A 22,598-nucleotide genomic window follows, 5' to 3' on the forward strand; every position below is an offset into this window, starting at 1 on the left:
GTAGGAGCGGCGTTGTGGCTGCATGAAAAGACCCGCTTAAAAGGCTAGAAAGGGTGTCCACTTAAATTAGGTGGACACCATCGCCTTTGGCGCCGGGGACAGGAAGGGGGGTTGGCCGGACGCATACCCATGTTCTTCCTCTCGTCTACGACCATTCCGCATCATTGCTCAGAGCGGGGATGGAAGTCACCTACAGGCTAAGCACAACGGATGTTAAGCGCATCAGCTGGCCATGCAGTCAGGGCTTGGCCAATAATGACCGAGCAAGGGGCAACAACCCCAGATCCACACGATACACCCACGAGGATGTACTCGGCGCGGTAGGGAAGATCGCAAAGAAGAAAGGAAAAGGGAATGCAACTGTTGACGACATTGTCGCGAAGGTCCCCTTTGGATTCTGGGAAACGATTATCAAAGGCTTGAAGCATAAATCGCACCCTGCTGGCATGCAGGCTAGCGTTTTATCAATAGCATTTCCAAACGCCCCTGACCTTGCTACGACGCCATACGATGATGCGGCGTTTGTCGATAGACTGGCCAACCTACTTAGCCAAGTACGAGATGTTCGAAATAGGATTGGCCATCACGATCAGATCTGGAGAACGCCGGAGTTTGACTCCTATGGCAATCTGGGCTTTATACCTCGCCGGCCACGCCAAACGGTAAACAGCCTCCGTTTGCTCGCAAACCAAATATCTTGGCTAGCAGGCTGGATAGATCCCGAAATTACTAATTACATTAAGGCGTCCGATCACTGGTGGTCCCTGCAAGCTCTGCTGACAAAAGAAGCATTGACAGTCTATCGGAAGAACGGTGGTAGGGTCGGTACCTACGAGGCGGTGATTCGGATGACACCACAGCATGAAGCCGTCACTTGGCCTAACAAGACTCCTCGTACACCTGAAAAAATCCATAGGATCAATCGTCGCAGAGTAACTAAAAATATTTTCTATTGAAGCCAGTTACTGTTGATGAGCCGTTCGTTAGTCTTGAAAAATTCATAACCTGAAGGCCTATGCTCATACTGCACTGGGTAGCGCAAGCCTCTCCCCAAAATACACCTGGGCCAGCCTAGGCTCACTGACAACCAGTTGATCGCTGGGTGGAGAAAGTCCTAAGCTTACTGGCAGGAGATTAAACAGTTTAGGATGACAACATCTGAAACTCGCCTCCATAAAGATAGCACTGATTGCAGCTAATTCAATAGTAAAAACCAAGATAATTACTCTAGAATAGTCTATTTGCCTTCTAAAAGCCGTAACGATAAATTAAATGCGTAAGCTACTTTAATCATCCACTCACGCGTAGATCGCGCTCAGCCAAAAAAATAATTTCAGTGACCTTGAGGTTATCTCGCTGAGTTGAGTGATGAATGCTGTAACAAGCCCCGCCTACTACCTTATAGATATAGCCCTCTTCTGTTCCTGACGCGTCTTCAGCAATGCTCACTTCCTGAAGCGGTTCCATCACCCAGTCGTTACCGCCTCTCATGTGACCAGGTGACATCAGATGTGCTTGCGCGAGCCATGAGCGGTCATCAAGCTCCGAAAGCATCTGCTGTAGGATCGGTACCGTGGGGATCATCAGCATGCTGCCCACGATGTCGTCACCGTAATCGCGCACAAGCTCCACGTAAAACCATGGGTGGTGCAGCTCCAGCTCAATAAATTTCCAGTGACGGCTGGCGGGCTCGCCGAAAATACCGGCTGGGCTGAGTTCGGCATGGCTATAGGTCTTGAACATCGAAAAACCCTCAAAATATTAACAATAGTTAATGGATGTATGGCGTTCAAGACGGCTTCATCATTCCTTTTGTAGGAATGAAAAAATGGAGCTGAAACAGGCATTTGGTAAGGCCATGAGGTTGCTGAGGAAATCTCGTAGCCTCAGCCAAGAAGAGTTCGGCGGCCACAGTAGCCAAACCTACCTTAGTCAACTGGAAGCCGGAGGAAAGGGCCCTACCCTCGAAATGGTGCATGGGCTCGCCTCTGTCATGAATGTTCATCCTTTGACGATCTTGACCCAGTGCTACCTTTTTATGGACAAGGATGCCACTCTGGATTCAATCATTGAGCGCGTTCGTGAGGAGCTAAGCGTGACGCCATCGGACCGATGAGGAGGGGCGCCTGTCCCCCTTCAGCATGGACTGAGATGTCCGATCGGATGCAACCAAAGTCTGCGCGATCTGACCCTGCGGCTGGTTTGATCTTGGGCGCTACCTACGTGGAAGAGGAGAGGCAATGAAGGGCCGACGGAAGGTAAAGACTGATAAGTGGCGTATAAAGTCGGAAAATGAAGACGACGCCCGAAGGCTTTTGCGAAGGCGGGTACAGACGCAAGGAAGGTTTCTCGACATAGCAGCACATGCCGGCAAAGGAATGGAACCTGTTGGCCGAATTGCCGGTTGAGAGATAGGCTTTCACCTTTGAGGTTTGCAAATGAAGGATCCTCAGATATTAGCGCTGTGCCCATGCTCGCCGCAGGGGTGCTGGAGCATCGACCACCGAAGCTTCAAGGGCAGGTGCGAAGAAATCGTGCATCTGGCAACGCTGGTGCTTGGCAGTCGAGTGCTTGCCGCGCAATGGCTGTACAAGCCAGCAATCGGGCTAAGGCATCAGTCACCTTGCAGCACCTTGGTGACTCGATCGGGCTACCAGCAAGTTGTGACACTCCTAGGACGAATTGAACACGGTGTCTACACTTAACGCCGTTGGGTTCCATGCCAGAGGACCTGTCTACATCTCGTCTGACATAGGATTAGCTGTGTCTATCGCAGGATCTAACTCGAACCGCATCAAGCGTATGCCTAAGGGGAAGCCCCTTTGTTAGGAAGGTATTCGAGCGAACGGGCTCACGCTCCGCGGTAAACAAAGCTCTGTCTCGGATGGTGCTCAGTGGTTCGATAGCGCGGTCATTAGCGACTGGCTGCTTGCGACCTCAAGCAGACACGGCCCTAAGCTGAGTTGTCAGCGCCATCGCCGCCAGCCGGAAGCAGGATTATCACTAAACTCCTTCATACTTGCGAAAGCAGAGCTTGCCGGTGCTGGCTCCAACATCCAGCCTTCGCAGTGGGTCGAATGCTGCCAGTAGGGGGCAAGTGGGCGTAGGATGGAGGCTTCCCCATCAGCTCATAAGGAGCCGCCCCTTATGAATGAATCCGTGCGGACAACCTTGAAATGCCAAGAACCAGGTGATGGTACTGGGGATGTCATCACTGACCTCCCGGACGATATCCTCGAACGCATGGGTCTCAAAATCGGTGATTCCCTGAGCATACAGCTGATAGGCGGGAGCATAGTGCTAAAGCCAATTAGTGATGCAGACGCCCAGCCCTAAGGCAGCTTTCGACCCACAGCGGTCGTTGTCGACCGGCCGCTTCATAGGTCGATTACGCTCAGTCGCCACCTGCTGCGACCCAGGTTACCCATGACTAGAACGGCAGCAACCGAGATGCCAGCCTAGGTCTCAACACTGGTCAATGCGCTTGATTGGCCCGAATTGCTTGAACGTACACTGCAGGCGCATCGCTCGCGGTACAAACGGATCGTGGAACACTGCGGTGGCAAGGTCGACATTCACAGCGAGCAAAACCTGGGCAACCAGATTCAACTGACTTTTCTGCTCTCCAATTGAATATTGCAGCTGATACGAGCGAGTATTTCAATCGCACTTCGAGCATTCAGAGGCCGGAGTACGTGCTTCCGGCCAAGGGCTTGCAAGGGGCAGTGAAGTCTAGGGCTGAGCGATACGAGGATGTCTGGACGCTCATCATCCCGAGCACCGTGTGGAACAGGTTGTCATGGCTCAATGGCGAGTTTGTCTGGGCTTTCAAGCAGCCCATATTCAGCCGTTCGCTCTTCGCGATAGAGTCAGACATCCAGAGCACCATTGGCACCTTGGTTTGCTCGTCCGGGGCCATCGCATAGGGCAGCCCATGTAGGTAGAGGCCACCCTCTCCCAGTGACTCCCCATGATCCGAGACGTACATGAGCGCAGTGTCGAATTTGGTGTTCGCAGCCAGGATGTCGATCAGCCCGGCCGTTACGTAGTCGGTGTAGAGGATCGAGTTGTCGTAGGCATTGATCACCTCCTGCTGCTTACATTTGTCGAGCTCATTGGTCTCGCAGACCGGCTCGAATTTCTTGAACTGCGAGGGATATCGCTTGTAGTAGGCTGGGCCGTGGCTGCCTTTGTAGTGGAGCACCAGGACAGCATCGCCTTCCTGACGGTTGATGAAGTCCTCCATTTCCGAGAGCAGCACCCCGTCCTTGCACTCGTCGCTGGTGCACAGCTGAGCATCCGCATGTTGGGTAGCCTTGTGGTTAGGCACCCGGTCACAGACCCCTTTACAGCCCGAATTGTTGTCAGTCCACATTACGCTGATGCCTGCGCGCTGAAGCACATCGAGTAGCCCTTCTCGGCTCTTGGCCAAGCCGTCCTTGTACTCATCCTTGCCGACGTCCAGGAACATGCACGGCAGTGATACCGCGGTGGCGGTGCCGCAGGAACTCACATTTGAGAAGCTTATGACATTGCGTTTTTTCAGTTCCGGATTCGTATCACGGGAGTAGCCATTGAGGGAGAAGTTGGCAGAGCGTGCTGTCTCCCCCACTGCCAGCACCAGCAGCTTGGGTTTGCGAGCTGCTCCCTGCCTTTTCACTACTGCATCGGTACCGATGGTGGTCAGTTCTTTCGGCGTGGCCAACTGACGTTTCAGGTAGCCATGACTGGCCGCAAACAGGTTGGTGGGAACCAGAATGAGCCGAATCTCCCGGTTGTTGCGCAGCAAGGACGCATAAGACTGGTATTGGCTCAGCACAATGCCGGCAAGGGTGACTAGGGCAAGCGAAAGGACAATGAGTCTACTGGCCAACGCTTTGATCCAGGGCTTACGTCGGAGCGGCACCTGACTGATCAGGTAAACGGGCAATCCCCCTACCATTGCCACCCAGAGGCCGAGCTTCCAGTTCAGTAGCTCGGAGACCTCACTGACGTCGGTCTCCACGACGTTGGTGAACATGGTGTAATCAATGACGATGCCGTAAGCATTCATGAAGTAGCTGGCGAAAGCCGCACTGATCAGGATCAGGCACAGTAGCGGTTTGGCGAGCCGTGCCCATGACAGCAGACTGAGTATGGTAAACACCCAAGCAAACACAACAACTGGCAGGCTACTCGCGAGCAGCCAATTAACTTCATCGGCATTGAAAATCAGCCGCGTAAGAACACGCCAAAGCTCAGCGTTCGTAAATAGCAACAACCAAAGAGTTACCAGCCCGATGAGCAGATTGGTGCTGATGCCTTTTTGTCGAGTACTGCGAATAGCAAAGATCAATCTACTGAACAGGGTGTGAACAATGGATTTCGAAGGTGTCATTATCAAACTCTAGGAGGCTGCTGATCCATGACGCATGGCTATGGAATCCTCGGTAGCTACCAGGCAAACCATCGACAGATACTGTGCGAAGGTGGGCGTGCGGAGCGCCAGAGACCCCGAGCCCTATGGCTTAAGGGCGCTTAGGATGTTTGAGGCAAAAGAATTGAATGAGAAGTAAACTCTCGCTAGGCGCATTATTTCCGGAACACGATAACGACACGATGACCTCGTGATTACAATGCTGTCAGAATCGCAGCAATGGCTTTTTTGATTGTGATCGACCAGGCTATGATAAAAAATCGGACACGTTCGACTGCTGTGTGGTTAGTGCCACCCAGCGAATTAAATTAAATTTCATAAACAAAATGGGCTTGTTTTGTCGTACGCTCATTTTGAACTTTTACTTCAATTTAGAAGTCTTTCTCGCGAGCAGAACACTTCCTTAACTTTTGCCCGTGCTTATGTCACTTATCAATGAGGGACGAACACCATGAGCTTTTTCAAGAACATCTTGGGCGGCCACCACGGCCGGGGAAACCACGGCGGTGGTAAGCACCACAGTGGTGGGCACGGGAGCGATCGGCATGACCGCTATGACCAGCAGCAGAGCTGCGACGGCAATGACCGGGTAATTGACAGTGGGCGGGCAATATCCCAAGCCCCAATCACTGATCTGCAGCCTTGCAGGCAGTGCCGGACCGCTAACGCCCCATCTGCGCGCTTTTGTCTAAACTGCGGAACACCACTATCGAGTGGCTGCAAGGCCTGCGGCTCCTCGCTGACGTCAGGAGCGAAATTCTGCAGCCAGTGCGGCCAAGCCACGCCTTAGCGCCTGGCCACCCTGGTAAGCCAACGCGACCACCCCCCTGCGCAAGGAGAAATACGTGGGATCGAATCATGATCATGGCAGTGCAGCAGTACGTGAGGGACATCAGAAGAAGCTAGTCATGGCATTGGCCCTGACTGGCAGCTTTATGATTGCTGAAGTAATCGGTGCATGGATAACCGGCAGCTTGGCGCTGCTGTCGGATGCATCTCACATGTTCACTGACACCGCCGCCTTGGCGATATCGCTGATTGCGCTCCAGATAGCCAAGCGGCCGGCGGATCAAAAACGAACCTTTGGCTATGCGCGGTTGGAGATCCTGGCCTCCACGCTCAACGCAGTCCTGCTCTTCCTGGTGGCAATGTACATCTTGTACGAAGCCTACCAACGCTTCTTCATGCCGACGGAGATCGCCACTGGCGCGATGATGTGGATCGCGATCGCTGGCCTGATCATCAACCTTATTTCGATGCGTCTTCTGGCATCTGCCAGCAACGAGAGCCTCAATGTCAAAGGGGCTTACCTCGAAGTTTGGAGCGACATGCTCGGATCGTTGGGCGTAATCATCGCGGCTCTCATTATCCGCTTCACTGGCTGGACCTGGGTCGACACGATTGTCGCTGTTGCAATCGGCCTCTGGGTACTGCCGCGGACATGGCAGCTGCTTCGCGAGAGCCTGGGCATCCTCATGGAGGGTGTCCCAAGGGGGCTTGACGTCGCGGCAATCGAGACCACCATCCGCAACGTTGATGGCGTCACTGATGTACACGATTTGCACGTTTGGGCCGTCAGTAGCGGCAGCAACGTGATGACTTCGCACGTAGTAGTGGGTGACACAGCAGATGGAGATGCCGTGCTGGCGGGCGTCGTGGAAGCGGTCAGCGATGCGTTCGAAATCCACCACTGCACCATTCAGATCGAGCGCGCAGCTTTCCACCAGAGCATGCCGTTACCGTCGCACTGATCGGTTGGTAACCACCTGGTCAACGCACCACTCTTCAAACAGAGAGAGTGGTGTCGTAAAGGAAAGATCGGGAATGATAGGCGTCAAAACGGCAGGAGCACTTCGTGAGCGCCTTGGGAAGATTCCGACAGACTCTCTCGAGTGCCCGTAGGAGGTTCAGCAATGGCTTGGATCATCACGAAGTACTTAGTCACTGCCGGAATAGTGATTCTAGTATCAGAGCTGGCAAAACGTAGCGACAAGCTGGGTGGCCTAGTTGCCGCTCTGCCTCTGGTCACGGTCATGACGCTGATCTGGCTGTACTTGGAAAACCAGAGTATGGAAAAGATAGCTAATCATGCCTGGTATACGTTCTGGTACGTCCTTCCAACCCTGCCAATGTTTATCACTTTTCCGGTGCTGCTGCCCAAACTGGACTTTTGGCCGACGCTTATCATCAGCATCATCATCACCATGGTAAGTTTTGGGGGCTTTGCTCTGCTGCTACGTCGTTTTGGCATCGAGTTGCTGTGAGCTAAGCGCCGGGGGCAGCAAGTGGGTGGCCGCTCACCGACTATTAACGCACTCGCCTTTCACCAGGTAGCGAACCATGTGCAATTCGCCCTTCGAGTCCTCGTAGGCCATCATGCTTTTCACGTTGCCGCAGTACCGCACGTTGGGCGACACGTACACCAACTTCCCAACGTCCAGATTCATGCCATAGGTGTAGTCTTCAAGCTCTGGCATGGGCTTCTTCACGCTCTGTGCATAGCGCTCTGTAGCCTGCCGAGCAGACTGCTCAAGATCCTCATTGATCTGCACGCTACTTAGAGCATCTGTCGACAGCACAGAGAAGAGCATGAATACGGCAATTGCAGATCTAGTGGTTTTCATGAGAAGTCCATTAATAAAAAAGCGCCCACGGCGGGCGCTAAAATTCACCTTACCAAAGGAGCGTATGGTTCCAAGGTGAATGCATTGGCGTGAGCAGGGTTTCGTTACTCCCGCCATGCTGCTCCGGATGAGACGACTCCAAAGCAGCGCTGCCTGTGTGCTGTACTAAAACTAGCAGAGGCGGCTAACGACAAGATGATTGTGAAATTACAATTTGGACATGTAATAGATTGTAAAGTAATTATCTGCACTTTCGACGGATCAAGAAATCATAGCCGCGCGCAGCGCAGCGCATCCTGCGATGCCACTGATCGGTGGTTGGCAACGAGCTCTTGGTAGCTCCCCAAGGAATTTTCCTGGCAAAACAGAACGGCTTGGCAGAAATGCCGCCTTTTACGACCGAATTCACATGCCAGCTACTGAGTGCTCAACCGGCTGAAGGCCGCTGAATCCGCTAAGCTCAAAGGGTATGCCGGTATGACTGTCAGCAATCTTACGGCTACATTACAAATTTGTAGGATTTCGCCACGGCCAGCTTCTTCGCGTTAAGATTCAAGCGTCCTCAGGTGACCACGGCGTATGGACAGAGGTAGCGACTACCGCATGCCATGCACTCAGCCGAACCTTTAAACAGCCTGCAAACCTCTTGGCGGATTGGCCAATTCCTTCTTCACACCTTGAGATAAGTCATGCGCGTTCTAGTTGTCGAAGACGAAATTAAAACTGCGGAATATCTTCAGCAGGGCCTATCCGAAAGCGGGTATGTCGTAGACATTGTGCACAACGGTGTTGATGCCCTTCACCTATTCAACGTCAATGTCTATTCGTTGGTTCTCCTCGATGTGAACCTCCCAGGTATCGACGGATGGGATCTGCTGGAAACCATCAGGAAATCCAGCCGGGTCCGCATCATCATGCTCACAGCCCGTGGTCGCATCAACGACAAGCTCAAGGGATTGGATGGCGGCGCGGATGACTACTTGGTGAAGCCCTTCGAGTTTCCCGAGCTGCTTGCTCGCATCCGTTCTCTCCAGAGACGTGGCGATGAACTCGTCGAGAAGAGCTCGCTGAAGATTGCCGATCTGGAACTCGACTCCGTGCGCCATCGAGTTTTCCGTGGTGGCACACGCATCGATCTCACCACAAAAGAATTTGCGCTCCTGCACCTGCTCATGAGCAGGACGGGTGAAGCGCTGACTCGTTCCCAGATCATCTCTCTGGTCTGGGACATGAATTTTGACTGCGACACCAACGTCATCGATGTTGCGATCCGGCGATTGCGCTCAAAGATCGATGACCCGTTTGAAACCAAGCTCATTCATACGCTTCGTGGCGTTGGGTACGTTTTCGAGGAACGCGCATGAGTCCGTTCAGCCTGGCTGCAAAGCTAGGGTTCAAAGTCGGGTTGATGAGCGCAGCATTACTGCTTCTGTTCGCGACCTTTGGCTACTTGATGGTGGGTCAAGCGCTGGAAAGAAATGCCAGAGCAGACCTAGAAGTGAAGATGGCAGGCATGGCTCACAACCTGTCCACTATCAACGATATCTCCGGCGTCAACGCGGATGCGCACCAGCTAGTTGATTTGGTCATGGGCCATAACAACCTGTACGTGAGCATATTCGATACATCAACAAAGCAGGTACCTTTGCTCTCGATAGGCTCAAAGCAGGTCAATCTGGAGGTGCACAAGTTCCAGCCGGCTGCGCAGCCTAAAGAGCATGAATGGCGTGATACCCAGGACCGCCCACTGTTGAGCGCTTCTCGTATCATGCGCTTAGCCGATGGAACCGAAGTCAGCGTCTACATGACCATGGACCAGTCATCCAGTGAGGCCCTGCTCGATGCATTGCTGACCTGGGCCCTGATGATGTCGCCCGTCATCCTCGCATTGATCTTGGCCATCGCTTGGTGGACCGTGCGCCGCGGACTGCTACCTCTGACCAAGTTCTTGAAAGTTGCCTCGAAAATCTCCACCGAGAGCCTGGACCATCGCCTGCCAACGGATGGAATGCCCTCAGAGCTTAAAGAGCTCGCTGACGGCATTAACATCATGCTGGCTCGCCTAGATGACGGTGTGCAGCAGCTTTCTCAATTCTCTGACGATCTTGCTCACGAGTTGCGTGCACCGCTTTCCAACCTGATGGGTAAGGCCCAGGTTGCCTTGACCAGAGAACGATCGCTTCAAGAGTACCGGGAAGTGCTGGAATCGTGCACAGAAGAGCTGGACCGCATGAGCCGGATGGTTTCCGACATGCTGTTCCTGGCTCAGGTCAGTCACCCAGCATCCATGGTGGAGTTTGAACCCGTGTCGCTGGTCGACGAGGTTGAGCGTGTATGCGATCTCTTCAGCATTTCGGCAGAAGAAGGCGAGATCCAGCTGCAAATCTCTGGCAATGAGGACGTAGTGCGCGGTAATCGTCTCATGATTCAACGGGCCGTCTCGAACCTGGTGTCAAATGCTATTCGCTACTGCCCACGCGGCCGCACGGTCTACGTGAAGGTGCAACACGGTACGAGCGGTACGACATTGAGTGTCGGCAACCCGGGCCGGGGGATCGCGAGGGAACACCATGCGCATTTGTTTGAACGTTTCTATCGAGTGGACAAGAGCCGAGCACGGAGTGAGGGCGGTACCGGTCTAGGCTTAGCCATCGTTCAGTCGATTATGAGCTTGCATCAGGGCTCGGCGAGCGTGGAAGTAACCGAAGAGAACTTCACGTGGTTCCACCTTCACTTTCCCGAAGCCCAGTTTAAAGAACCTGTAATGGCTGCTGCTTAACCAGCGCAGACATGCATAAGCCCGTCAATTGACGGGCTTTTTTGTGTGCAATAACGGCCGGCACAGGGCGAAACAATCTGTCGGCTGCTAGCACTTAACACACGAGAGGCAAGCAATGATCCGTTCTTCGAACATGCGGGAAAAGCTGTTGGTCGCTGCAATAGTAGGCACATTTTCCTCGCAAGCATTTTCCGGAACAGTCACTACCGACGGAGCTGACCTAGTTCTAAAAACCAAGGGCGGTCTTGAACTTTCTACCACCGACAAGGAATTCAGCTTCAAATTGGGCGGTCGCGTTCAGGCCGACTATGGCCGATTCGACGGTGTCTTCACCAAGAACGGCGATACCGCAGATGCGGCCTACTTCCGTCGCGCCTACATCGAGTTCGGCGGCACTCTGTACCGAGACTGGAAATACCAGGTCAACTATGACCTGTCCCGCAACACTGGTAACGACTCCGATGGCTACTTTGATGAGGCCAGCCTGACGTACACCGGCTTCGCCCCAGTCCAGCTGCGTTTCGGCCGCTTCTACACCGATTTCGGTCTTGAGAAGGCAACCAGCTCGAAGTGGACAACTGCCATGGAGCGAAACCTCTCCTACGACGTAGCCGACTGGATCAACGACAACGCCGGCATGGGTGTTCAGGCGACCAGCACCATCGCTGACATGGCCTACCTGTCGGGTAGCGTTTTCAGCGAAACCAACAACGACTCCGACGGTGACAGCACCAAGCGCTACAACGTGCGTGGTGTTTTCGCACCGCTGCACTCTGACGGTAATGTCCTGCATGTCGGTGCCCAGTATGCCTATCGCGACCTCAAGGACAGCGCCGTCGACACCCGTATACGCTCGCGCCTGGGCGTTCGCGGTGTAGACACCAACGGCGGCGGCGATGCGGGAACCAACGGCAATCGCATGCTGTTCGGTGGTGCTGCTGCGCAAGAAGGCCTTTGGGACAACGATTCGGTCTGGGGCGTTGAAGGCGCCTGGGCCACGGGTCCATTCTCCGTTCAAGCTGAGTACCTTCGCCGCAAGCTGAAGGCTGATCAGTCCGCCAATGACATGAAGGCTTCGGGTTACTACGCACAGATGGCGTACACGCTGACCGGCGAACCGCGAATTTATAAGCTCGACGGCGCGAAATTCGACACCATCAAGCCACAGAACAAAGATCTGGGCGCCTGGGAAGTTTTCTACCGCTTCGACGATATCAAGGTCGAGGATGGCAATCTGGTTGCCACCGCGGACCAATCCGATGAACGCAAGGCCAAGAGCCACACGGTCGGCGTGAACTGGTACGTCAACGAGGCGGTGAAAGTCAGTGCCAACTACATCAACGTGCGCACAGACAACAACGAAAACACTGTCGGCGACGACAAAGGCAACGCCTTCATCACTCGCCTACAATACGTGTTCTGATTCCCCAATCAGGTGACACAAAAAAGCCGGGAGCGCTCAGTGCACTCCCGGCTTTTTTGTGCGCTTCGTTCAATGATCAGGCGTCTTTACGATAAGCCAACAGGCGAAGGGCATTGAACACGACAAGGAGCGTGGAACCCTCATGAATGGCAACGGCAGCGCCGATGCTCAAGCCCATGATGGTGGAGGGAACCAGGATGGCCACGATTCCGAGGCTGACGAACAGGTTCTGGCGAATGATCGAGCGGGTGTGACGACTGAGGCCGACCGCAAAGGGAAGCTGCCGGATGTCGTCTGCCATCAGCGCGATATCGGCCGTTTCCAAGGCGACATCGGAGCCTGCCGCCCCCATTGCGATGCCTACGCTCGAATGGGCCATGGCAGGCGCATCATTCACGCCGTCGCCCACCATGGCGACTTGGGAGCTGAGGCGAAGGTTCTTGATCGCCTGTACCTTGTCGTCTGGCATCAGATCTCCCCACGCTTCGTCCAGGCCGACTTGCCTGCCCACTGCTTCGGCGACGCGGTTGTGGTCCCCGGAAATCATGATCATGCGGTCGATGCCCATTTCCCTGAGTTTCTGGAGTGCCTCTTTCGCTCCTTCTCGGGGGGTGTCCAACAAGCCGATCACCCCCAGATCCTTGTCAGCACGGCGCACCACCATGGTAGTGCGGCCCGACTGGCGCAGGCGCTCTGCTGCCTCTAGGGCGGCTTTGCTAAGGGCCGGAATGGCGTCGGCACCGAACATCTCGACTTTGCCAATCCAGACGAACTGATCATCCAGCTCAGCGCGTACGCCGCGGCCAACCAGGTTTTTCAGGTTCCTGGCCTGGTATTTGCCCCTGCTACCAATCATCTCCTCGCCGTCGCGCACGATAGCTGCGGCGAGTGGGTGGTCGCTCATAGACTCCACTGCGATAGCGACGGCCAGCAGGTCCGGAACCTGGGTACCGGCTAGCGGTATCACATCGGTGATGCGGGGACGCCCCTCGGTCAGGGTGCCGGTTTTGTCGAAGGCCATGGCATTCAAAGAACCGAGTTCTTCGAGCGGAGCACCGCCCTTGATCAGTACCCCGCCTCTGGCAGCCCTGGCGATGCCGGAAAGAATGGCGCTGGGTGTAGCAATCGCAAGCGCACACGGGCTGGCTGCGACCAAGACCGCCATGGCACGGTAGAACGAATCACGGAATGGCTCATCGATGAAAATGCCAGCACACATCAGCCCTACCACCAGAAGCAGGACCAAGGGGACGAACACCCTTTGGAAACGGTCTGTGAAGCGTTGAGTCGGCGACTTTCTGACCTCGGCTTCACTGACCATTTTGATGACCCGCGCCAGGGTGCTTTCCGTGGAGCGACGCGTTACTTCGACCTCAATCAGGGTTTCGCCATTGATGGTGCCGGCGAAGACTTTCGACACAGCATCCACGGCATCCGGCTTGCTGCGGGCAAGAGCGGCATCAGCGACTGGTTGCTTGTCCACCGGGACGCTCTCACCAGTCACGGGAGCCTGGTTGATGCTTGAAGAGCCTACGACCACAAAGCCATCGGCCGGCAAACGGTCATTGGGGCGTACGATGACAATGTCGCCAGGCACGAGGAGTTCTACAGGCAACTCCTTCGTGCCGTTTGTGCTCCGCACGATGGCGGTGGCAGGGGCGAGCTTGGAAAGTGCCTCGATGGCTTTCTTGGCTCTGCCCATCGCATAGCTTTCCAGTGAATGCCCCAGGCTGAACAGGAACAACAGCAGTGCACCTTCTGCCCAGGCGCCAATGCTCGCGGCCCCCGCTGCGGCGAGCAGCATCAGCGTGTCGATTTCGAAGCGCTTCTGGCGGATATTGCTGATCGCCTCCTTGGTGGTGAACCATCCACCGAACACGTAGGCAGATACGTACAGAACTAGCGGCAGCCTGTCGATCAGCCCGAGCTTTCCGGCCAGAACTCCGGCACCGAGCAGCGCACCACAGATCAGTGCGAAGACCAACTCGGTGTTCATGCCGAAGATGCCCCCATGCTCATGGCTGTGGCCTTCGTGCCCCGCTTGGTCGTCGGGGCGTTCAAGCAAACTTTTCATAACTCGTACCTTCTGGGGTATCGCTATTGATTAGCTGAAATCTATTTCACGGCTTGCCCGAGGGCTGATCATTAAGAGTGACGCTCTTAACAAGGCACGCAGGGGAAATAAAAAATGCCAGGCTCTGCCTGGCATTTATGAATTCATTAATTATTCTATTCAAAGCGCTCACTACTTATTGTTGATGCATTGCGAGTACATGGAGTAGCGAACCGTTTTGAGCGTACCCTGGGAGTCCTCGAAGCTCATCAACCGTGGGTAGACCTGGCAGGTGCGGGGGTCTTGAGATTGGCGCACGAATTTCGCCACATCGATTTTCATGCCGTATTTGTAATCTTGAATTTCCGGCATCGGCTTGCCATTTTTCTCGGCATACTTCGCCACAGCGGTCTGGTGGTCGTTGATATATTGCAGCTGCTTGCTTTCTGAGAAAGTGTTGGCCTGCGAAGCCATCGAGAAAACAACAAGTGCAGCAGCAATAATTAGCTTTTTCATAATAACCTCTCAAATTCAAATCTTCTCGGGCGTAACTTTAGCAACGCATAGGCATCACTGGCATGACGAGAAACTTACAATTTTGAAAGGTAAGTGCATCTGGCTCATATAAAACAAAAAAGCCCACAACGTGTGTTGTGGGCTTCTCTTTAGTGGCTATCAGCTAACCACTTCGGCCTCATCACCGTCTTCATCCTTGCGGTGTGCCCATTGATACAGGGCAGGGAGCACCAACAAAGTCAGCGCGGTGGAGGACAGGATCCCGCCAATCACCACTGTCGCCAGTGGCCGCTGAACCTCTGCACCGGTACCGGTTGCCAAGGCCATCGGGATGAAGCCCAGGGACGCCACCAGGGCTGTCATCAGCACAGGTCGCAGTCGGGTCAACGCGCCTTCGTCGACGGCCTGCCTAAGCGTTCGTCCCTCCTCTCGCAATCCGCGGATGAAGGCAATCATCACCAGGCCGTTCAGTACCGCGACGCCGGACAGTGCAATGAAGCCAACCCCAGCCGAGATCGACAGCGGGATGTCCCGCAGCCACAGCGCCACGACGCCACCGGTGAGTGCGAATGGAATACCGGTGAACACCAGCATGCCGTCTTTCAGGTTGTTGAACATCAGGAACAGCAGGGTCATGACCAGCAGCAAGGCCACCGGAACCACGATCTGCAGACGCTTGGCCGCCGATTGGAGCTGCTCGAACTGGCCACCCCAGGTGGTCCAGTAACCAGCAGGAATCTGCACCTTGGCATCCAGCGAAGCGGTTGCCTCTTGAACGAACGACCCCAGGTCGCGGCCCCGGACGTTGGCGCTGACGATCACCAGACGCTTGCCGTTCTCGCGGCTGATCTGGTTCGGACCCAGCTGCAGGTCCAGGTTAGCGACCTGCGACAGCGGGATGAAGCCGATCTGATTGGCACCTTGAGATGCATTGGCCGGTACAGGGATCAGAAGGCTGGACATACCTGCTACGTCGGTACGTACGGTCTCAGGCAGGCGCACCACCATGTCGAAGCGACGGTCGCCTTCATACAACGTGCCGGCCGTACGACCGCCGACAGCGATGGCGATCGAGTTCTGTACATCCGCGATGTTCAGGCCGTAGCGTGCGGCTTTCTCGCGGTCGATGTTGATGGTCAGCACCGGCAGGCCGGTGGTCTGTTCAACCTTGACCTCCGAAGAGCCCGGTACCGCTTTGAGCGCTGCAGCGATCTTGTTGGCCGTGTTGTTGAGCACGTCCATGTCATCGCCGAACACCTTCACTGCGACGTCACTCCGTACGCCCGAGATCAGCTCGTTGAAACGCAACTGGATGGGCTGGGACAGCTCATAGTTGCTGCCTGGGACACCGGCTGCGGCTTTCTGCACTTCAGCAATCAGCTCATCGCGAGGCTTCTTAGGGTCGGGCCACTGATCCTGAGGCTTGAGCATGATGTAGGCGTCGGAGGCGTTAGGCGGCATCGGGTCGGATGCGATTTCGGCTGTACCCGAGCGCGCAAACATCCGCTCTACTTCCGGGACCTGCTCAATCACAGCCTTTTCAAGGCGTTGCTGCATTTCTACGGATTGGGTCAGGCTCGTACCTGGCACGCGCATGGCCTGCATCGCAAAGTCACCTTCACTGAGGCTTGGAATGAACTCGCTACCCATACGACTTGCAAGCACACCACTGAGCACGACCAGGACTACAGCGGCCGAGAACGCGATGTTCCGATGCCCAAGGACCCACTTCAAAATCGGCTCATAACGCAGCCGCGCAGTGCGCATCACCACGCCTTCCTCTTCCTTGACCTTGCCAGTGACGAACATGGCGATGGCTGCCGGAACGAAGGTGACGGAGAGGATCATTGCACCCAGCAGCGCCATCACAACGGTGAAGGCCATGGGGTGGAACATTTTGCCCTCGACGCCGGTCAGGGCGAAGATCGGCAGGTACACCACCATGATGATCAACTGACCGAAGATCAGTGGCCGGCGAGCTTCACCCGCAGCAGCGAAGACCTCATGGAAGCGCTCAGCTTTGGTGAGCATACGGCCATGCTTGTGTTGCGCATGAGCCAGTCGACGGATCGCGTTTTCTACAATTACCACGGCACCGTCGACGATGATTCCGAAGTCGAGTGCGCCTAAGCTCATTAGGTTGGCGCTGACCTTGTTGTTGAACATACCGGTGAAGGTGAACAGCATGGACAACGGGATCACCATCGCGGTGATGAGTGCAGCACGGATGTTACCGAGGAACAGGAACAAAATGGCGATTACTAGAATCGCGCCTTCCACCAAGTTCTTCTTCACAGTTGCAATAGCTTTTTCAACCAGGTTGGTGCGGTCGTAGACCGTCACGGCAACCACACCTTCTGGAAGGGTACGGTTGATGTCAGCCAGTTTGGCGGCAACAGCCTGAGACACGGTACGGCTATTTTCACCGATCAGCATGAACACGGTGCCGAGTACGACTTCGCGACCGTTCTCGGTGGCAGCCCCCGTCCGGAGCTCTTTGCCAATGCTAACGTCAGCGACGTTGCTGATTCGAATCGGTGCGCCATCGACACTGGTGATCACAATGTTGGCGATGTCTTCGATGTTACCGACCTGCCCTGGCGCACGGATGAGGAGCTGCTCACCATTACGCTCGATGTAACCGGCGCCGACGTTGGCGTTGTTGCTTTCCAACGCTGCGACCAGATCATTGAGGGTCAGTTTGTATGTAGCTAGGCGCTTCGGATCCGGCGCGACCAGGAACTGCTTGGCGTAACCACCGATGGTGTTGATCTCGGCCACACCTGGGACGTTCCGCAGCTGCGGCTTGATGATCCAGTCCTGGATCACACGCAGGTCGGTTGGGGTGTACGGTGTACCGTCTTCCTTGACCGCACCATCCTCAGCTTCAACGGTCCACAAGAAAATTTCACCAAGCCCAGTGGATACCGGACCCATGACAGCCTCAACGCCCTCTGGCAACTGCTCCTTCGCAACTTGCAGCCGCTCGTTGATCAACTGGCGGGCAAAGAAGATGTCAGTGCCATCCTTGAAGATCACGGTGACCTGAGACAGGCCAGAGCGAGACAAGGAACGGGTCTGTTGAAGGCCCGGGAGACCGGCCATGGCCGTTTCAACTGGAAACGTGATCCGCTGTTCAGTTTCCAATGGCGAATAGCCAGGCGCAGCAGCGTTGATCTGCACCTGGACGTTAGTGATGTCGGGTACCGCATCGATGGGCAGCTTCTGATAGCTGTAGATACCGATGCCGGCCATGATCAGAACAGCGATCATTACAACGATGCGCTGCTCAATGGCGAATCTGATGATACGTTCAAACATGAGAAATCATCCTGTCAGTTCGCATCAGTGACCGTGTTCGGCAGACGCTTTGCCGAGCTCAGACTTGAGTGTAAAGCTGCCACTGGCTGCTACTTGGGCGCCGGCTTGGATGCCGTCGATGATTTCCACGTATCCATTGTCACGGCGGCCCGTTTTTACCGGCCGAGTGTCAAAGCCTTCCCTGGTGCGCACAAATACCGAGGGTTTGTCTTCAACGGTCTGCACGGCGCCTTCAGGAACGGCCACAGCCACTCGATCGGTCTGAGAAGTGACGGCGATGTTCACGAACAGACCTGGACGCCAGGCGCCGTCAGGGTTGGTCAAGGTAACGCGAACGGTCGCTGCACGGTTTTGCTCACCCAGCAGGCTGCCTACATAACCCACCTTGCCGTCGACCTCGACGTTCATGTCGGGCGATGAAACTTTTACCGCACGGCCCGTCACCACCTTGCCCAGTTCAGTGGGAGGGACAGCGAAGGTGGCCCACACCTGATTCAGGTCGGACAAGATGAAAGCGTTAGTCGCCTCGCTGACGACTTCACCCATGGTCAGGTGCTTCTCTACCACCACGGCGTCAAAGGGTGCCCGAAGCTCGTAACGATTGCCGCCTACGGAATTGACCGAAGCGCCGATGGCACCGACCTTCTGCTTGGCATTGGCCAGAGATATCTCTGCTTCTTGCAGCGCTTGGCGTGCCTGCAGGTAATCCTGCTCGGCGGAGATCTTGTCCTGCCACAGTTGCTTCTCACGGTCGAAGGTAACGCGGGCCAGCTCTACGCGTCGCTGTGCGGCTTGTTGTTCGCTGCGCAGGTCAGAAATCTGTTGGCTGGCAATCACTGCGAGGACTTGGCCTTTCTTAACGGCTTCGCCCAAGTCGGCCTGGACACTTTCAACAACGCCAGGGACCCGAGGGACAACATGTGCAGTCCGGTCTTCGTCGAAACGAATCTCCCCCGGGAAAGTCACAACGGTGCCGAGGTCACGGGGGGCCGCAGACTCCAGGACTACCCCAGCTGCCTTGATCTGTTCAGCGCTCAGGGTCAGCTTGCCCTCTTCCTCACCACCCTCTTCGCTATGGCCTTCTGCACCATGACCCTCATCACCCTCCTCTTTGGCGGCTGATGCGGTCGTCTTCTCATCGCCATGGCCATCGTTAGCGCCGTGCTCGACGGTACTGGCGGCCTGCTCTCCGGAACTGTTGTTCCAGGCAAGGCTGCCAAATCCAAGGGCTGCCACAGCGGCGACCGCGAGGGCGATCTTGCGTTTGTTATCCATTGCTACTCCTGCTGATCATAGGCACCGACGTGTTATGCCGAGCGCCGAAGAAAATTTCTGGCCCGTTCAACGAACGCCGGCAGTCGAACCGACATCGCCATAAACCCTTTCCACCTGCGCACGCGCATTGGTCGCTGTTGCCAACGAATCGAGGTATTGGCCACGAGCGACGATCAAGGTGCGCTGGGCATCCAGCACTTCGATGAAGCCGAATTTGCCCATCTCGAAACCGCGAGTTGCGGTCTCCACAGCCTGCTGTGCGGACGGCAGAATGGTCTTGTCGTAGGACTCGACCTCCTGCATGGCGGTCGCCCACTGGTTTACTGCGGTTTGGGTTTCGCTACGCAGCCTCAGCTCAACTGCGTTGCGCTGGTCTCGGGCTTGATCTGCGCGTCGAGAAGCGGAAAGAATGTTGCCCTGATTACGATCAAACAGCGGCAATGGCATGGACAGTCCTACAGTGTTGACCCGTTCACGTACGGAGCGGTCGTACTGGCTACCCACGCTTACAGTGAGGTCTGGGATTCGCTGAGCTTTCTCTGAGCCGAGGGACGCATCGCTTTTGTCGATCTGCACCACGGCCTGACGCATTTCCGCAGTTTGATCGAGCCTCGACAACAGCTCTTCAGCGTCCGGAGGCAAACCTGGGGAGAGGGTCGGCGAATCCAGGCGATCGAATACTGTGACCGAGCTCCCCGTAATTTGAGCTAGCTGCTGGTAAGCGGTCGCTTTCTCCGTTTCGGCGCGTCTGACCTGCAGCTTGGCTTCGGCCAACTGTACTTGAGCACGAGTAGCCTCTACTGGGGAGGATTTACCTGCGCGAACGCGGCCGTCGACAATGCGCAGACCACGCTCAGTCAGCTCCAGAGATTGCTTGGCTAGATCTAGGCCAGTCTGCGCTCGCAATGCTGCGTAGAAGGCTTGAACGACCTCGGCGCGCAGAGCGTTCACTCGACGGTCCAACTCCAGCTGTGCAGCAGTCTGGCCATAGGTGGCGACGTCAACACGTGCGCCCCGCTTTCCGCCCAGCTCCAGGGTCTGGCTGAGCGTCACAGTTGTCTGGCTAGTGCTGCGACGGGTGTCTTCTACGTCGTACGAGATTGTTGGGTTGGGGATAAGCCCTGCCTGCTTGCGTGCCCCATCTGCGATCCCAATCTCCTGACGGGCGGCGGCCATGTCAGGGTTGGCATCCATCGCCGTCGAAAGCGCTTGAGGCAAGCTGATGCTTTGGGCAAATGCAGCAGGTGCCATCAGCCCGGAGATGACCGCACAGAGTGCGGCTATCTTCCAGGGTGAGATTGAGGTCTTAGGAAAGACATTGCGGATATACCGGGGCACTTTAATGGTCCTCGTGCACAAACTTCGATAAAGCTTGGCGAGAACGCCGAAACAGCTGCCAAGCCCCACTGGATTAGGTGATGGCACTCTAAAGAGCGGTAGCTATCAGAGGGGTGGCTAGAAAATTACAATTTCGTAAGAAAAGTGGGTAATGCCCGTAAACACTGAGAAATTCAGTCGAACCCAGGATTTGATTACAACCGAGAGAGATGGCTAACACACGGTGCTAGGCACCCGGATAACCTGTAGATGACGAAATTGTAATTATCCTATCACCCTCCCGTTATCTTCGGCCTGCAAATATGAGCTCGGCGCTCTTCATAGGCGCGCCGCCGGGTCAGAACATATAAAGACACCCGCGTCGGTACACATAATAAAAACTGCCGTAAATCAAAGGAGCATCAGATGAAAATCAAAGTACCACTGTATTTGGCGGCAGTTTCTGCGCTGTCTGGAAGCTATGCAATTTCTGCTCAAGCTGAAGACAAACCAGAAGGTTTCATTGAGGGCAGCAGCCTTACAGTGCTCAACCGCAACTTCTACTTCAATCGTGATAATCGCGACAGTTCGGCTCCCACTTACAACAGTGGTAAGGGCAACACCAACGGCTACTCCGAAGCCTGGGCGCACGCGCTCATTTCCAAATTCAACTCTGGTTTTACCCAGGGTACCGTCGGTTTTGGTGTTGATGCCTTTGCAATGATCGGCCTCAAGCTTGATACCGGCGACGGTCGCAACGGCGGCCGTAGCTCCTTCGACGTGCTGCCCGTTGATAACAAGGGTGAGGCGCGTGATGAATACACCAAGGTTGGCGGAGCGGCCAAAATCCGCTTGTTCGATACCGTGGTGAAAGTGGGTGATGTATTCCCATCGACGCCGGTCGTCGCAGCGGGCGACTCGCGCCTCCTGCCAGAAAGCTTCCGCGGCGTGACCGTTGAGAACAGCAGCATCCAGGGCCTCACCCTGCAAGGTGGTCGACTGCATGCAATGAGCCAACCGGTTTCCAGTAACCTGAACGACAATTTCGTTACCTTCTATGGCGGCCCGGTCAACTCGCCTTGGATCGGCTACGGCGGCGGTGACTACTCGATCAACGACAATTGGACCGTGAGTGTCTACGGCAGCCAGTTGAAAGATGTCTGGAACCAGTACTACGCCGGTACCAGCTTCGCCTACCCACTGAGCGATGACCTCGCGCTGATTGGTGGGTTCAACTACTACAAAGCCGTGGATGAAGGTAAACGCCGACTGGGCGAGTTCGACAACAATATCTGGAGTGCCAAGGTCGGTGTTCGCTACGGCGCCCACACCTTGGCCCTGTCACACCAGCGCAACAATGGCGATGACGATTTTGATTACCTGCGTCAGTCGGACTCAATCTTCGTAGACAACTCGATCCAGTACAGCGACTTCAACTCGCCGAAAGAACGCTCCTGGATGATGCGTTATGACCTTAACTTCACCAGCTACGGTATTCCTGGTCTGACGTTCATGACCCGCTACGCAAGGGGTTCGGGCGCAGACTACTCGAACGCCAACCAGTTCTACATGCGTACCGACGACAACGGCAATCCGCTCACCGATCAAAAACGTTGGGAGCGTGACGTCGAGGTGAAATATGTCGTTCAAACCGGCCCGGCTAAAGACTTGTCCTTCCGGTTGCGCCAAGCTACCACGCGTGCCACTGCTTTCGAATCGGACCTTGATGAAACTCGCGTGATCATTGAATACCCGCTTTCTATTCTGTAATTCTCTGATCGGATCAGTTTTCCATGAACTGGCCCCTCAGAAAAACGTGCATTACGCATTCACCTTGAGTGGCTTAAGTGCTCCTTTGGTAAAAGGTGAATATT

19 protein-coding genes are annotated in these 22,598 nt (G+C 55.2%); 11 read left to right on the forward strand and 8 right to left on the reverse strand.

Annotation, left to right across the window (positions count from 1 at the left end; all coding sequences use genetic code 11):
* Nucleotides 1–179 precede the first annotated feature (179 nt).
* Nucleotides 180–956 carry a hypothetical protein gene (locus tag FIV38_RS07530; protein ID WP_092233637.1) on the forward strand — a complete coding sequence of 259 codons (777 nt, stop codon included), beginning with the start codon at nucleotides 180–182 and terminating at the stop codon, nucleotides 954–956.
* 334 nt (nucleotides 957–1,290) lie between these two features.
* On the opposite strand, the gene FIV38_RS07535 is transcribed toward FIV38_RS07530, so the two are convergent.
* Complete coding sequence (locus tag FIV38_RS07535) at nucleotides 1,291–1,743, reverse strand: hypothetical protein (protein ID WP_059395175.1); 453 nt, start codon at nucleotides 1,741–1,743, stop codon at nucleotides 1,291–1,293.
* An 85-nt stretch (nucleotides 1,744–1,828) separates the two neighbouring features.
* Between FIV38_RS07535 and FIV38_RS07540 the strand changes: the two genes are divergently transcribed.
* The 3 genes from FIV38_RS07540 (at nucleotide 1,829) to FIV38_RS30865 (ending at nucleotide 3,336) form a co-directional block, all read left to right on the forward strand.
* Entirely contained in the window at nucleotides 1,829–2,116 is a 288-nt protein-coding gene (locus FIV38_RS07540) for a helix-turn-helix domain-containing protein (protein WP_059395176.1), read from the forward strand.
* A 322-nt stretch (nucleotides 2,117–2,438) separates the two neighbouring features.
* Nucleotides 2,439–2,705, forward strand: a complete 267-nt coding sequence (locus FIV38_RS30860) for an antitoxin Xre/MbcA/ParS toxin-binding domain-containing protein (protein ID WP_080761430.1) — start codon at nucleotides 2,439–2,441, stop codon at nucleotides 2,703–2,705.
* A 442-nt stretch (nucleotides 2,706–3,147) separates the two neighbouring features.
* A complete protein-coding gene (locus FIV38_RS30865; protein ID WP_034138156.1) occupies nucleotides 3,148–3,336 on the forward strand; it encodes an AbrB/MazE/SpoVT family DNA-binding domain-containing protein in 189 nt (62 codons plus the stop codon).
* Between the two features lie 343 nt (nucleotides 3,337–3,679).
* Here the strand turns inward: FIV38_RS30865 and FIV38_RS07555 are convergent, their stop codons facing one another.
* On the reverse strand, nucleotides 3,680–5,377 hold the full coding sequence (locus FIV38_RS07555; RefSeq protein WP_034138157.1) for a phosphoethanolamine transferase: 1,698 nt from the start codon (nucleotides 5,375–5,377) through the stop codon (nucleotides 3,680–3,682).
* Nucleotides 5,378–5,867: 490 nt separating this feature from the next.
* Here FIV38_RS07555 and FIV38_RS07560 point away from each other — a divergent pair, with 490 nt between their 5' ends.
* The 3 genes from FIV38_RS07560 to FIV38_RS07570 all read left to right on the forward strand — a co-directional run bounded on the left by FIV38_RS07560 (nucleotide 5,868) and on the right by FIV38_RS07570 (nucleotide 7,680).
* A complete protein-coding gene (locus FIV38_RS07560; RefSeq protein WP_080761431.1) occupies nucleotides 5,868–6,206 on the forward strand; it encodes a zinc ribbon domain-containing protein in 339 nt (112 codons plus the stop codon).
* Nucleotides 6,207–6,261: 55 nt separating this feature from the next.
* Nucleotides 6,262–7,167, forward strand: a complete 906-nt coding sequence (locus FIV38_RS07565; RefSeq protein WP_034138158.1) for a cation diffusion facilitator family transporter — start codon at nucleotides 6,262–6,264, stop codon at nucleotides 7,165–7,167.
* Between the two features lie 162 nt (nucleotides 7,168–7,329).
* A complete protein-coding gene (locus FIV38_RS07570; protein ID WP_034138159.1) occupies nucleotides 7,330–7,680 on the forward strand; it encodes a DUF3147 family protein in 351 nt (116 codons plus the stop codon).
* A 33-nt stretch (nucleotides 7,681–7,713) separates the two neighbouring features.
* On the opposite strand, the gene FIV38_RS07575 is transcribed toward FIV38_RS07570, so the two are convergent.
* A complete protein-coding gene (locus FIV38_RS07575; protein ID WP_034138160.1) occupies nucleotides 7,714–8,040 on the reverse strand; it encodes a DUF2790 domain-containing protein in 327 nt (108 codons plus the stop codon).
* 689 nt (nucleotides 8,041–8,729) lie between these two features.
* Between FIV38_RS07575 and FIV38_RS07580 the strand changes: the two genes are divergently transcribed.
* The 3 genes from FIV38_RS07580 (at nucleotide 8,730) to FIV38_RS07590 (ending at nucleotide 12,242) form a co-directional block, all read left to right on the forward strand.
* Nucleotides 8,730–9,404 (forward strand): heavy metal response regulator transcription factor, encoded by a 675-nt coding sequence (locus tag FIV38_RS07580; protein WP_034138161.1) that lies wholly within the window; start codon nucleotides 8,730–8,732, stop codon nucleotides 9,402–9,404.
* On the forward strand, nucleotides 9,401–10,819 hold the full coding sequence (locus tag FIV38_RS07585) for a heavy metal sensor histidine kinase (protein ID WP_034138162.1): 1,419 nt from the start codon (nucleotides 9,401–9,403) through the stop codon (nucleotides 10,817–10,819). Before FIV38_RS07580 ends, FIV38_RS07585 begins: the two co-directional genes overlap by 4 nt.
* Nucleotides 10,820–10,934: 115 nt before the next feature.
* Nucleotides 10,935–12,242, forward strand: coding sequence for an OprO/OprP family phosphate-selective porin (locus tag FIV38_RS07590; protein ID WP_034137073.1), 1,308 nt, complete (start codon nucleotides 10,935–10,937; stop codon nucleotides 12,240–12,242).
* Between the two features lie 76 nt (nucleotides 12,243–12,318).
* On the opposite strand, the gene FIV38_RS07595 is transcribed toward FIV38_RS07590, so the two are convergent.
* The 5 genes from FIV38_RS07595 to FIV38_RS07615 all read right to left on the reverse strand — a co-directional run bounded on the left by FIV38_RS07595 (nucleotide 12,319) and on the right by FIV38_RS07615 (nucleotide 20,745).
* A complete protein-coding gene (locus tag FIV38_RS07595; protein WP_034137072.1) occupies nucleotides 12,319–14,316 on the reverse strand; it encodes a heavy metal translocating P-type ATPase in 1,998 nt (665 codons plus the stop codon).
* Nucleotides 14,317–14,487: 171 nt separating this feature from the next.
* Nucleotides 14,488–14,811, reverse strand: coding sequence for a DUF2790 domain-containing protein (locus FIV38_RS07600; RefSeq protein WP_034137071.1), 324 nt, complete (start codon nucleotides 14,809–14,811; stop codon nucleotides 14,488–14,490).
* A gap of 159 nt (nucleotides 14,812–14,970) precedes the next feature.
* Nucleotides 14,971–18,132, reverse strand: a complete 3,162-nt coding sequence (locus tag FIV38_RS07605; protein WP_034137070.1) for a CusA/CzcA family heavy metal efflux RND transporter — start codon at nucleotides 18,130–18,132, stop codon at nucleotides 14,971–14,973.
* A gap of 24 nt (nucleotides 18,133–18,156) precedes the next feature.
* A complete protein-coding gene (locus tag FIV38_RS07610) occupies nucleotides 18,157–19,407 on the reverse strand; it encodes an efflux RND transporter periplasmic adaptor subunit (RefSeq protein ID WP_034137069.1) in 1,251 nt (416 codons plus the stop codon).
* A 66-nt stretch (nucleotides 19,408–19,473) separates the two neighbouring features.
* The gene (locus tag FIV38_RS07615) at nucleotides 19,474–20,745 is read right to left on the reverse strand and encodes a TolC family protein (protein WP_139273552.1); all 1,272 of its coding nucleotides are present in this window, start codon (nucleotides 20,743–20,745) and stop codon (nucleotides 19,474–19,476) included.
* Nucleotides 20,746–21,150: 405 nt separating this feature from the next.
* Between FIV38_RS07615 and FIV38_RS07620 the strand changes: the two genes are divergently transcribed.
* Nucleotides 21,151–22,494, forward strand: coding sequence for an OprD family porin (locus FIV38_RS07620; protein WP_034137067.1), 1,344 nt, complete (start codon nucleotides 21,151–21,153; stop codon nucleotides 22,492–22,494).
* Nucleotides 22,495–22,598: the final 104 nt, after the last annotated feature.

It is taken from the genome of Pseudomonas proteolytica (assembly GCF_007858275.1).
Lineage (GTDB): Bacteria > Pseudomonadota > Gammaproteobacteria > Pseudomonadales > Pseudomonadaceae > Aquipseudomonas > Aquipseudomonas proteolytica.

Coding starts and splice junctions, on each gene's coding strand:
- FIV38_RS30860 (WP_080761430.1), top strand. CDS start 2,439: ATGAAGGATCCTCAGATATTAGCGCTGTGCCCATGCTCGCCGCAGGGG.
- FIV38_RS07605 (WP_034137070.1), bottom strand. CDS start 18,132: ATGTTTGAACGTATCATCAGATTCGCCATTGAGCAGCGCATCGTTGTA.
- FIV38_RS07530 (WP_092233637.1), top strand. CDS start 180: ATGGAAGTCACCTACAGGCTAAGCACAACGGATGTTAAGCGCATCAGC.
- FIV38_RS07600 (WP_034137071.1), bottom strand. CDS start 14,811: ATGAAAAAGCTAATTATTGCTGCTGCACTTGTTGTTTTCTCGATGGCT.
- FIV38_RS07540 (WP_059395176.1), top strand. CDS start 1,829: ATGGAGCTGAAACAGGCATTTGGTAAGGCCATGAGGTTGCTGAGGAAA.
- FIV38_RS07570 (WP_034138159.1), top strand. CDS start 7,330: ATGGCTTGGATCATCACGAAGTACTTAGTCACTGCCGGAATAGTGATT.
- FIV38_RS07535 (WP_059395175.1), bottom strand. CDS start 1,743: ATGTTCAAGACCTATAGCCATGCCGAACTCAGCCCAGCCGGTATTTTC.
- FIV38_RS07620 (WP_034137067.1), top strand. CDS start 21,151: ATGAAAATCAAAGTACCACTGTATTTGGCGGCAGTTTCTGCGCTGTCT.
- FIV38_RS07575 (WP_034138160.1), bottom strand. CDS start 8,040: ATGAAAACCACTAGATCTGCAATTGCCGTATTCATGCTCTTCTCTGTG.
- FIV38_RS07585 (WP_034138162.1), top strand. CDS start 9,401: ATGAGTCCGTTCAGCCTGGCTGCAAAGCTAGGGTTCAAAGTCGGGTTG.
- FIV38_RS07610 (WP_034137069.1), bottom strand. CDS start 19,407: ATGGATAACAAACGCAAGATCGCCCTCGCGGTCGCCGCTGTGGCAGCC.
- FIV38_RS07580 (WP_034138161.1), top strand. CDS start 8,730: ATGCGCGTTCTAGTTGTCGAAGACGAAATTAAAACTGCGGAATATCTT.
- FIV38_RS07560 (WP_080761431.1), top strand. CDS start 5,868: ATGAGCTTTTTCAAGAACATCTTGGGCGGCCACCACGGCCGGGGAAAC.
- FIV38_RS30865 (WP_034138156.1), top strand. CDS start 3,148: ATGAATGAATCCGTGCGGACAACCTTGAAATGCCAAGAACCAGGTGAT.
- FIV38_RS07595 (WP_034137072.1), bottom strand. CDS start 14,316: ATGAAAAGTTTGCTTGAACGCCCCGACGACCAAGCGGGGCACGAAGGC.
- FIV38_RS07590 (WP_034137073.1), top strand. CDS start 10,935: ATGATCCGTTCTTCGAACATGCGGGAAAAGCTGTTGGTCGCTGCAATA.
- FIV38_RS07555 (WP_034138157.1), bottom strand. CDS start 5,377: ATGACACCTTCGAAATCCATTGTTCACACCCTGTTCAGTAGATTGATC.